This is a genomic window from Microcystis sp. LE18-22.4A, assembly GCF_027531105.1.
Taxonomy (GTDB): domain Bacteria; phylum Cyanobacteriota; class Cyanobacteriia; order Cyanobacteriales; family Microcystaceae; genus Microcystis; species Microcystis aeruginosa.
On record NZ_JAPZRB010000260.1, the window covers coordinates 1 to 8991 of the forward strand.

Here is an 8991-nt window from a genome sequence, read left to right on the forward strand (position 1 = left end):
TAGGAGACAATAGACCTATGTTAGAAGCGTATCATCAGCACGTTGCCGACCGAGCGAAATTAGGTATCCCTCCCCTTCCCCTCAACGCTCAACAAACGGCGGAATTATGCGAAATACTCAAAAATCCGCCCGAAGAACTCAGGGGAGAATTGCTGACCCTGCTGCGTGACCGTGTTCCCCCCGGAGTTGACGAAGCGGCCTACGTTAAAGCGGGATTTTTAACAGGAATTGCCAAAGGTGAAATAAAATCTAACGTTATCTCCCCCCAGGGTGCGGTTAACTTACTGGGAACCATGGTCGGTGGTTATAACGTTCATTCTCTGATTGAACTGCTGAAATCCAGAGATATTAATATCGCCGCTGCCAGTGCCAGCGCTTTAAGTAAAACCCTGCTGGTATTCGATGCGTTTAACGAGGTTTTGGAATTATCCGACACCAATCCCTACGCTAAACAGGTTATCGATGCTTGGGCCAATGGCGCTTGGTTTATCGCTAAACCGAAACTTGCTAAAGAAATTACCGTCACCGTTTTCAAAGTCCAGGGAGAAACCAATACAGATGACCTATCTCCCGCTCCCCATGCCACCACCCGGCCTGATATTCCCCTTCATGCCTTGGTAATGTTAGAAACCCGTCAACCCGGGTCCTTAGAAACCATTGCCGAATTGAAAAAATTAGGCCATCCGGTCGCCTATGTGGGGGATGTGGTCGGGACTGGTTCCAGCCGAAAATCGGCGATTAACTCGGTTCTCTGGCATATTGGCGATGATATTCCCTTTGTACCTAATAAACGTGCTGGTGGCTATATTTTAGGCAGTAAAATCGCCCCTATCTTCTTTAATACTGCTGAGGATTCCGGCGCTTTGCCGATTGAATGCGATGTTAGCCAAATGAACACGGGGGATGTGATTAAAATCTATCCCTACGAAGGCAAAATCACCAACGAAGCGGGCGCAACTATTAGCACTTTTAGCCTCAAACCTGAGACAATTCTGGATGAAGTGCGGGCCGGCGGTCGTATTCCCCTCTTAATCGGTCGCAGTCTCACCGATAAAACCCGTCACGCCTTGGGACTTGAGGCTAGTACCCTATTTACCCGTCCCACTATGCCTAATGACACGGGTAAAGGTTACACCCTAGCGCAAAAAATGGTCGGCAAAGCTTGCGGTTTACCCGGGGTGCGGCCGGGTACTTCCTGTGACCCAATTATGACTACGGTAGGGTCTCAGGATACCACCGGCCCGATGACCAGAGACGAGTTAAAAGAGTTAGCCTGTTTAGGTTTTAGCGCCGATTTAGTCATGCAGAGTTTCTGTCACACGGCAGCCTATCCGAAACCGGTTGATATTCAAACTCATCACCAATTACCCGACTTTTTCTCTACCCGGGGTGGGGTCGCTTTACGTCCGGGAGATGGCATTATTCACTCCTGGTTAAATCGGATGTTATTGCCGGATACGGTGGGGACTGGAGGCGATTCTCATACTCGTTTTCCCCTGGGAATTTCCTTTCCTGCGGGGTCGGGTTTAGTGGCATTTGCGGCCGCTTTGGGAGTAATGCCTTTGGATATGCCGGAATCGGTTTTAGTGCGTTTTACGGGGGAATTACAACCCGGTGTAACTCTGCGCGATATTGTTAATGCTATTCCCTACGTCGCCATCCAAGAAGGCAAATTAACCGTGGAAAAACAGAACAAAAAAAATGTTTTTAACGGTCGCATTATGGAGATGGAAGGGCTGCCGGATTTGAAATTAGAACAGGCTTTTGAGTTAACCGATGCCACGGCGGAACGTTCCTGCGCCGGTTGTACGATTAAGTTAAGTACCGAGACAGTGGCGGAATATTTACGCTCTAATGTGGCCCTGTTAAAGAATATGGCGGCCCGGGGTTATAGTGATGCCAAAACTATCCTACGTCGGGTAGCAAAAATGGAACAATGGTTAGCTAATCCTGTCCTGATGGAGGCTGATAAGGATGCCGAATATGCGGATATTATCACCGTCAACTTAAACGAGATTAAAGAACCAATTGTTGCTGCACCCAATGACCCCGATAATATCAAGTTAATGTCGGAATGCGCCGGGGATAAAATTGATGAGGTGTTCATCGGTTCTTGTATGACTAATATTGGTCATTATCGCGCCGCCGCTAAGATATTAGAAGGTGCAGGAGTTGCTAAGGCTAAACTGTGGATTTGTCCCCCCACCCGCATGGATGAAAAACAATTGCGCGATGAGGGAATGTATGGCATTTTTGCCGCTTCTGGGGCCCGTACCGAGATGCCTGGATGTTCCCTTTGTATGGGTAATCAAGCGCGGGTTGAAGACAGAGCGACGGTATTTTCTACCTCGACTCGTAACTTCAATAATCGCATGGGAAAAGATGCGCGAGTCTATCTCGGTTCCGCCGAATTAGCGGCGGTTTGTGCGCTGCTAGGACGCATTCCCACCGTTGAGGAATACCTGGCAATTGTCACCGAGAAAATTAATCCTTTTGCTGGCGATTTATACCGCTATTTGAACTTTAATGAAATCGCTGGTTTTGAGGATGAAGGCCGGGTAATTCCCCTAGAAGATTTACCTAAGATTGAGGATATCTTAGGGATTCCTTCAGGTGTTTTGAGTTAGTTGACCGGTTATGGGTCATTTCGATCGAGGCGAAAGATTTCTTTTGATTTCGATCAAGATGACCCCTCTAACGATCGAATTTTCGACAATTATAGGATTTTTTTCGATATACGGAATGACAACTCGATAAAATAAAAATATGAAATTCGAGTGGGATCGACAAAAGAACCGAGCGAATATCATCAAGCACGATCTAGACTTCGCGGACGTGCAGCGGATATTTGAACATCCCATTCGAGTTTCCCTTGACGAACGAGAAAATTATGGCGAAGATCGATTGATAGGAATCGGTACGCTCGATGGCCGAGTGGTAGTTGTCGTTTTTACAGAACCGAGTAGAGATACAATTCGTATTATTTCACTTCGTAAAGCTTTACCCTATGAACGAAAACGATATGAACAATACCTCCGAGACGAATTGGGAGAAAGTTGACGCTCTTACGGAAGAGGAAATCGACACATCCGATATTCCGCCCTTAACCGAGGAGTTTTTTAGTAAATCGCGGTGGTGGAAACCTGTAGAGAAAGTAAATGTTCTTGTTCAAGTAGATCCCGAAACCCTAGCTTGGTTTCAATCACAGGGCGAGGATTGTGAACAAAAAATGTCCGCCGCTTTACGGATTTATGCGGAGGCTCACAAAGTATAGTCAAGTTTAGTTCGGGTACAAGCCACACAATAAAAAAGTTCGCTATCATTTTGAGCGGGATGAAAAGCCACACAATCTCATTTACCAATAAATCGCCTTAAATGAAATGATAAAAGTGAGTACGAAAAATTATGATTATAGATGTACCGACTGGAGATGATTTTAAATCCGCTGGCATTGATTTTTTAAATCTGGCTTGGGGTACGCTGATAAGTTTATCTACAAAACTTAAGGATGCGGAATATTTTTATAATGTGTATTATAGCGATGAGAATGAAGAAGTAATCGATCAATTGTCATCTGAGCAATATTGGAAACAAGCACAACGTCCATTGAGTACAGCCCTTTCCCTTATTCAACAAGGAACCGAATTTCTCTTAAAAGGTCATATTGCTACAGTTAGCCCGTATTTACTAATTTCAGGAGATCCGAGTAATTATCCCAGTAAATCTCATGAGCGCAATATCCGTTTTAGTGAATTTAAAACAATTGATGCACAGGATTTAGTCAAAGTTTATAATACCGTATCGACTGATCGATTACCAGATAACTTTCGACAAAGATTTGAAGATTTGAGAAGCAAGCGAAATATAATTATGCACACTGTAGATCCTGAATTATATATAAAAACTAAAGAGCTGTTTGTTGAAATTCTAGAAATTTGTCATTATTTGATAGAGCCAAACTCGTGGATAAAAATTCGAGGACAATTCATTCAAAATGAACCTGAATCTGTTCTATATAGCTCTGAAACCAGAGAATTATATAATTGGCTGGCTTTAGAAATAAACCTTGTAATTGATTTATTAACACCTTCAGAAAATAATAAATATTTTAATTTTAATAAAAAAACAAGACGTTATTTCTGTCCTAGTTGTTATAGTGGTTTTAGGGAAGATTACGAAGACGAACAGATTCCAAGATTAGCTCAACTAATACCTAATGAACCAACTAGCAACACTATTTATTGCCTTGTATGTAATGAATCTTATGAAGTATTGCGGGAAGATTGCACAGCTGAAGATTGTCTGGGTAATGTCATAGATCCTGATGATGGTACATGTCTTACCTGTGGTTCGGACAATTTTCGAGATTAATTGTTGAAATTGTAATAAATATCTTGTATGTATTAATTTCTTTATTTTTTTAATCGGACAAGAAATTTATGAAAAGTTTTTCGCTCAAGCTGCCATACAAATAATCTTGCAAAAGTATCAAATTTTATTGTTAATTGTTGACACTAATCAGGAGGAATCGTCCAATGGATAAACTAAATTATTATCAAAACATAATCAAGAAAATTCTCACAGAATATGCAGAAATTTCCTCACAAGTACCCGATCAAGACACAGAAGAAATATTGATGTTTGACGATAATAGAAGCCAATATCTTTGGTTTAATATTGGCTGGAAAAATGGCAAACGAATTAAAGCAATTTCTGTTTATCTTCGTCTAAAAAATAACAAAATTTATATTGAAGAAGATTGGACAGAAGCAGGTATCGCTACGGAATTAATGCGCGTAGGAATTCCCAGCAGTGAGATAGTTTTAGCTTTTCAACCTCCCGAAGTGCGACAGTTTACCGAGTTTGCGATCGCCTAAAAATTATTCTTTACTTTCTCGTCAGATGAGGAGTAGCTAAAATCGAATATTTAAATATACTTGTTTCTAGGTCATTTCTGCCACTTCATCCTTGACTCGCCGGTTCAAGGGTTAGATATTTTCCGAGCAAAAGTGCTACAATGTAATCTTAGGGGTCAAAATAATCAAGGAGAAGAGCATGGTCAGCAAAATTGATCGCCAAGCATTTTTACAATCCTTAATCGTGCCACCGGGTAAAGAAATTTCTCTACACAAAGATTACGATGCCCGGTTTAAGCCAGACTACATTACCAAAGAAGATGCCACGCTGCTGCTGCAACAGGGGATCGAAAAAATGGCCGAGTTTCAAGATAAACTCTATGCTCAGGATACCTATGCCCTGTTAATTAATCTGCAAGCCATGGATGCGGCGGGTAAAGATGGTACGATTAGACACGTTATGTCGGGCTTAAATCCCCAAGGCTGTCAGGTATTTAGCTTTAAAGTTCCCTCGGCCGAAGAACTAGATCACGATTATCTCTGGCGATATTATAAAGCCTTACCGGAGCGGGGTCGTATCGGTATTTTTAATCGTTCTTACTACGAAGAATTATTAGTCGTGCGCGTCCATCAAAATTTATTGGAACGGCAAAAACTCCCCCCGGAAGACAGAACCAAGAAAGTTTGGCATCGACGTTTTGAGGAGATTAATAATTTTGAAAAATATCTGGTTAACAATGGGGTTATTGTCCTGAAATTCTTTCTCAATGTTTCTAAAGAAGAACAGAAAAAACGATTTTTGGAAAGAATTGATCGCCCTGAAAAAAACTGGAAGTTTTCTGAAAATGATGTCAAAGAAAGAGCTTTTTGGGGTGATTACATGAAAGCCTACGAGGAGGTATTCAATCATACCAGTACCGAATGGGCCCCCTGGTATATTATCCCGGCTGATCGCAAATGGTTTACCCGTTTAGCTGTGGGGGCGGTTATTTATCACACCCTCGAATCCCTTGGTTTAAAATATCCCACCGTTACCGAAGAACATCACCAAGCTTTACTGAAAGCCAAAGAAATCCTCGAAAACGAGCCAGATTAAAAATGGAAGAAAATCCCCAAAAAGCGATAATTGCCGGAAAATCGATCGTAAGCTAAGACGTATCTTAACCGCCTATCCTTAGATTAGCTGAATCTCCCCCACCCCCCCAACCCCCCGACATCGGGGGGGTCGGAGGGGCAAGGGGGGGGTTGCCTCTTGCAAGAGTGCCTCTTGCCTCGTCTCAACAAGCAATTTAAATGCTTGACAGCTTATAATCAATGTCGATTTGAGAGAATTACCCCTATGAATTATCGCATCGATCGCCGCACCTATGCTGAAACCTACGGCCCCACCATCGGAGATAAAGTTCGCCTGGCAGACACGGAATTATTTATCGAAGTCGAAAAAGATTTCACCAGCTACGGCGATGAGGTAAAATTCGGCGGCGGTAAAGTAATTCGCGATGGGATGGGCCAATCCCCCATTTCTAGGGAAGATGGGGCGGTGGATCTAGTGATTACTAATGCCTTAATTCTCGACTGGTGGGGCATCGTTAAGGCCGATGTGGGCATTAAAGACGGCAAAATTTATCAAATCGGTAAAGCGGGTAATCCCCACATTCAAGATAATGTCGATATTATTATCGGTCCTGCTACCGAGGCATTAGCCGGGGAAGGGATGATTTTGACAGCAGGGGGGATTGATGCTCATATTCATTTTATCTGTCCCCAACAAATTGAGACAGCGATTGCGTCGGGGATTACCACAATGATTGGTGGTGGGACCGGACCTGCAACGGGAACTAATGCCACCACCTGCACCCCGGGAGAATGGAACATCTATCGAATGCTAGAGGCGGCCGAAGCTTTCCCGATGAATTTGGGTTTTTTGGGTAAAGGCAATAGCAGTCAGCCGGAAGGACTAGCGGAACAGGTAAAAGCGGGGGTAATTGGCTTAAAACTCCATGAAGATTGGGGAACCACTCCGGCAGCCATTGATACCTGTTTAAGCGTGGCCGATAAGTACGATGTGCAGGTGGCGATTCATACCGATACTCTCAATGAGGCCGGTTTTGTTGAGGCCACTATCGCCGCTTTTAAAAATCGCGTCATTCACACCTATCACACGGAAGGGGCCGGCGGTGGTCATGCTCCCGATATTATCAGGGTTTGCGGGGAAATGAACGTTTTACCCTCCTCTACCAATCCCACCCGTCCCTATACGACGAATACCTTAGAGGAACACCTCGATATGTTGATGGTTTGTCATCATTTAGACCGGAGTATTCCCGAAGATGTGGCTTTTGCTGAATCCCGCATCCGCCGCGAAACTATTGCCGCCGAGGATATTCTCCACGATTTAGGGGCTTTTAGCATCATTTCCTCCGATTCTCAAGCGATGGGACGGGTGGGAGAAGTAATTATCCGCACTTGGCAAACTGCCCACAAAATGCGGGTACAACGAGGCAGACTGACCGGGGAAACGGGAGAGAATGATAATCTGCGGGCAAGACGATATATTGCTAAATATACGATTAATCCTGCTATTACCCATGGTGTCTCCGATTATGTCGGTTCCATCGAGGTGGGCAAATTAGCCGATTTGGTTCTCTGGAAACCGGCATTTTTTGGCGTAAAACCGGAAATTGTCCTGAAAGGCGGTTTAATCGCCTGGGCGCAAATGGGCGATGCTAATGCCAGTATTCCCACACCCCAACCGGTTTATATGCGTCCCATGTTTGCCTCTTTTGGTGGTGCGATCGCCAAAACTTCCTTGACATTTGTTTCTAAATATGCTATGAAAGCGGGCATTCCTGAGAAGTTAAAGCTGAAAAAAACCGCCGTGGCAGTGTCGAATACGCGCAATATCAGTAAGGCTAGTATGAAGCTAAATGACGCTTTGCCGCGCATGGAAGTTAATCCTGAAACCTACGAGGTGCGTGCTGACGGGGAATTATTAATCTGTGAACCCGCCACGGTTTTACCTATGGCCCAGCGCTATTTCCTATTTTGAATTCAATTTCAGAAAACGGGTTTTTTCAAAAAATCCGTTTTCTCAGAGAAATTTATTTATAGTATAGTAGGAAAATTTGGGAAAAATAACTTAACTAATCCTGCCATTAGTGCAGTAACAATAGCAACAAAGATGGTTCGATTAGTAAATTCCAAGTTATCTAGGCGTTTATTCACGCCTGTTAATTCTCCTTTAACATTTGCTAGGTCAACTCTTAAGTTATTCACTTCTTCAGATAACTTGTCTATTTTGCTATTAACTTCTTTGAATTGTCCTAAAATAAAGTCTTTTAATTCTTTGAGGTCGTTTTCTGTAAATGTTGCCATTGTGTGACCCTCCTAGTAATTGTTTGTGATACCAATAATTTTACCCCTAAGTTTAACTCCTAACCCTTACTCAGTCAAATGTCATCGAAGTTGCATCACCAGAAGGAATAAAACTGGCCCAATAAAAAGGATGTTTTTGCTTCTCACCCTTGAGCATTCCTAGTTGAATTTGTCGTAAAGCTTCACTGCGTCCTTCTCCTTTTTGTAAGCGTCCATAATAGGCGACCATTAAATCTTTAGTCGCTTCATCAGATACTTTCCAAAGGCTAATTAATTGGCTTTCACTACCTGCTATAACTAAAGCGCGGCGCAATCCATCAATCCCTTCACCTACGCTTCTAGTTTGGTGATTTTTTGATGATAATTAATGCTTTATACTGTATATTAATTAAGTAGCTGGTTATAATTAAATTAAAAATGGATTTTAGGTTTGATCCCCCCTGCCCCCCTTGATAAGGGGGGTGCCGATAGGCGGGGGGATCTGACAACTTTTAACGCCTACCTACTTATCAAATTTAGCCAAGATTTTCAATCCTTCTTCTGGGTTGCCATTAGCTGCCATTTCCTTAAATCTAGTATAGGCATTAAATTCGGCTAAAGTGTTGGTGGAAAGATATTCAATCAGTTTATTGATACTGATTCCTTTTAGTTCATTCATAGAAAACTCCTGATTCTGGCGGTAATTTCCTGAAGAACTTCTAAGAGCGTTGGAGCAGCGGACGAGATTACATTTTCTTCACTGCTGTCATGTTTGTGATGG

11 protein-coding genes are annotated in these 8991 nt (G+C 42.9%); 8 read left to right on the plus strand and 3 right to left on the minus strand.

Going from position 1 to position 8991, the window contains the following annotated elements; genetic code table 11:
* The first annotated feature begins 17 nt into the window (after window positions 1-17).
* The 8 genes from acnB to ureC all read left to right on the plus strand — a co-directional run bounded on the left by acnB (window position 18) and on the right by ureC (window position 7905).
* Window positions 18-2627, plus strand: a complete 2610-nt coding sequence (gene acnB / locus O9295_RS12175; protein ID WP_288033091.1) for a bifunctional aconitate hydratase 2/2-methylisocitrate dehydratase — start codon at window positions 18-20, stop codon at window positions 2625-2627.
* Window positions 2628-2766: 139 nt separating this feature from the next.
* Window positions 2767-3060: a BrnT family toxin gene (locus O9295_RS12180; protein WP_147068873.1), complete on the plus strand. Its 294-nt coding sequence runs from the start codon at window positions 2767-2769 to the stop codon at window positions 3058-3060.
* Window positions 3008-3274 (plus strand): BrnA antitoxin family protein, encoded by a 267-nt coding sequence (locus tag O9295_RS12185; RefSeq protein WP_002746336.1) that lies wholly within the window; start codon window positions 3008-3010, stop codon window positions 3272-3274. Before O9295_RS12180 ends, O9295_RS12185 begins: the two co-directional genes overlap by 53 nt.
* A gap of 131 nt (window positions 3275-3405) precedes the next feature.
* On the plus strand, window positions 3406-4371 hold the full coding sequence (locus O9295_RS12190) for a hypothetical protein (RefSeq protein WP_288033092.1): 966 nt from the start codon (window positions 3406-3408) through the stop codon (window positions 4369-4371).
* Window positions 4372-4435: 64 nt separating this feature from the next.
* Complete coding sequence (locus tag O9295_RS12195) at window positions 4436-4543, plus strand: hypothetical protein (protein ID WP_268932517.1); 108 nt, start codon at window positions 4436-4438, stop codon at window positions 4541-4543.
* Complete coding sequence (locus tag O9295_RS12200; protein WP_288033094.1) at window positions 4536-4877, plus strand: XisI protein; 342 nt, start codon at window positions 4536-4538, stop codon at window positions 4875-4877. Before O9295_RS12195 ends, O9295_RS12200 begins: the two co-directional genes overlap by 8 nt.
* A 178-nt stretch (window positions 4878-5055) precedes the next feature.
* A complete protein-coding gene (locus tag O9295_RS12205; protein ID WP_288033095.1) occupies window positions 5056-5952 on the plus strand; it encodes a polyphosphate kinase 2 family protein in 897 nt (298 codons plus the stop codon).
* Between the two features lie 243 nt (window positions 5953-6195).
* Entirely contained in the window at window positions 6196-7905 is a 1710-nt protein-coding gene (gene ureC, locus O9295_RS12210; protein WP_288033096.1) for an urease subunit alpha, read from the plus strand.
* A 56-nt stretch (window positions 7906-7961) separates the two neighbouring features.
* On the opposite strand, the gene O9295_RS12215 is transcribed toward ureC, so the two are convergent.
* The 3 genes from O9295_RS12215 to O9295_RS12225 all read right to left on the minus strand — a co-directional run bounded on the left by O9295_RS12215 (window position 7962) and on the right by O9295_RS12225 (window position 8889).
* On the minus strand, window positions 7962-8231 hold the full coding sequence (locus O9295_RS12215; protein ID WP_002784469.1) for an LPP leucine zipper domain-containing protein: 270 nt from the start codon (window positions 8229-8231) through the stop codon (window positions 7962-7964).
* A gap of 70 nt (window positions 8232-8301) precedes the next feature.
* Window positions 8302-8544, minus strand: a complete 243-nt coding sequence (locus O9295_RS12220) for a CHAT domain-containing protein (RefSeq protein WP_288033099.1) — start codon at window positions 8542-8544, stop codon at window positions 8302-8304.
* Window positions 8545-8733: 189 nt separating this feature from the next.
* Complete coding sequence (locus tag O9295_RS12225) at window positions 8734-8889, minus strand: hypothetical protein (RefSeq protein WP_002754850.1); 156 nt, start codon at window positions 8887-8889, stop codon at window positions 8734-8736.
* Between the last annotated feature and the right edge of the window lie 102 nt (window positions 8890-8991).